Below are 2,027 nucleotides of genomic sequence, written 5' to 3' on the forward strand. Positions count from 1 at the left end.
ACCTACATTTCGCGAGGCAAGATTACCAAATTAGGAATTTATTCCATTTCTGAACTTGGAAGGTACTAGCAACAACTACGTAATGCTTTCTGGCTCCATTGATTAAGAACCTGATGATAATCAACAGCAGCATTGATAGCTTCGACAATGGTTACCGGATCGGGTAAATGAAACAGGTCAATAAGATTACGGATAGGCTCCGTTACATTAGTCCCCACAAAGTGGCGGATGCCGAAGGGTTCCAGGCGCTGTTCGACGATAGTGGTGTTGCCCAGTACTTCCTGTAACTTCTGAGGTGTCATTTTCTTTTGGCCTTCCTTGGTTAAAAACCAGTGCGCCAGGTTAAGGACGAACATGGCCAGTACTTTCAGGTAACAATAAGCGTCAACACGGCCGGGCTTGCGTAAAAAGATCTGGTTCAGGTCGAGGGCCCCTTTTAAGAAACGGTAGCTCATTTCAATGTCGTTACGGCCCCGGTAACGGGTTAGCAATTCGTTGGCATCCACTGCTTCAATAGGGTGATTGGTCAGGAGAACGAAGAGGCCGTCAGTCAGGGCGGCTTGTTGGAGCACCTCTTCATCCTTTTCCCAGGTAAGGGTGACGGCACCGTGGGCATTAGTTCCTACGGTTACCTTATAGGCCCGGCGTAGTTCGGGCAGTCCCCGGAAGATCTCTTGCACCCGGCCCTGACAGGCTTCGACAGTGCAAAGATTGCGTTTGTTGAGTTTACTTTGGAGTTCCTTAAGCTCGCTTTCCACTTTGGCTATATTTTTCGCCCTGTGCTCGGCGTCTCGTTCTTCCTTCTTGTTGTCCCGGTAAATCACCGCCCGTACCGTATGCTCTATAAAACGCCTTTCGCCTTTCTTTTTCCTTGCCTCTCCGGGCCGGCGGCGATTTAATTCGACCTTGAAGGTGTAGGCGGTCTCCAGGGCTTCGTAATGGGACGGTTGTCCTTTCCTGGCTTCTTCCTTGGACCGGTAGGCAATAGGAGTAAAGGCTTTTTCTCCCGCTTCCCTGAGAGCATCTAAAACCCAGGAACGGCAGAGTTCCTCTTTGAGCGGCCCGATAAAGAAGGCGCGTTTTTCGCTAAGCATCAAATGCATGTTGAGGTGAGTTAAAATGCCACGGTCGATAATAATTTCAAATTCATCTTGAGTTAGCTTGGCTACTGCTTTCAGGGTGCGGTCAAACACCCGCCCTCCTTGGACATTACCCGGGTCGGTAACTGCCGTCACCGGGAGCGACGGTCCCGCAAGAATAGTGAGGTTTAAAATAAGCTGTTGCAAACCGGGCAAGCCGCCATGGCCAAATTGCACCTTATCATTGCCTTGCCTCTCCCCCCATACCGGAATGGCGGTAGTATCGTTATAAAAACGCTTGAGGGGGATGCCAAAACGTTCTGCTGCCTTTAAGACCAAGACTTGGAGAATGTCTCCCATTAATGTAGGGTTTTCGCCGATAGTATCCAGAGCCCGCCCCAGGCGGTCGTCATTCAATTTTTCCGGCGGCAGGCTCAGGATATCCCTCACATGCCAGGCTTCACAGGCCTCTTCAATACGATAGAGCCGGGTTAGGTTTTTGTAGCAACCCAGCATATCGGCAATGAGCACTTCGCAAGCGGTGCCGGTACTAATTCGCGGAGTTACTCCCTGAGCTAGCTCATCTTGCATCTGCTGCACCGAGAGATGTTCTTCTCCGAGCAGATAATCAATGGTTTCACCTACGCCGAAGGTTTGAGCCAGAGAAAAGCCAATGAGTACCGCCCCGGCAGGGGTCGCTTTAGCGACGTCAATTTTTAATTCCGTCGCTAACCGTTGCTGGAGTTTCGGGGGCAGTTGCGCAAAGGACTCCAGAAAGGGCTGTAAATCCATCCCCATGCCGCCTTTCCTTTAAACATATCAATAGTAAGTTCGACATGGGATGGATAAATCATCTTTTTTCAACCATCACTCTTTGGCATCTTTGTCATCACCTTAGGTTATAGTTATTATTTGGTATCTATCCAGTTTATGGATGCGGAATGTGGG

1 protein-coding gene is annotated in these 2,027 nt (G+C 49.7%); it reads right to left on the reverse strand.

Going from position 1 to position 2,027, the window contains the following annotated elements; translation table 11 throughout:
- Positions 1-65: 65 nt before the first annotated feature.
- The gene (locus MOST_RS07230) at positions 66-1,871 is read right to left on the reverse strand and encodes an IS1634 family transposase (RefSeq protein ID WP_106007074.1); all 1,806 of its coding nucleotides are present in this window, start codon (positions 1,869-1,871) and stop codon (positions 66-68) included.
- Between the last annotated feature and the right edge of the window lie 156 nt (positions 1,872-2,027).

The organism is Neomoorella stamsii (assembly GCF_002995805.1).
Classification (GTDB): domain Bacteria; phylum Bacillota; class DSM-521; order Neomoorellales; family Neomoorellaceae; genus Neomoorella; species Neomoorella stamsii.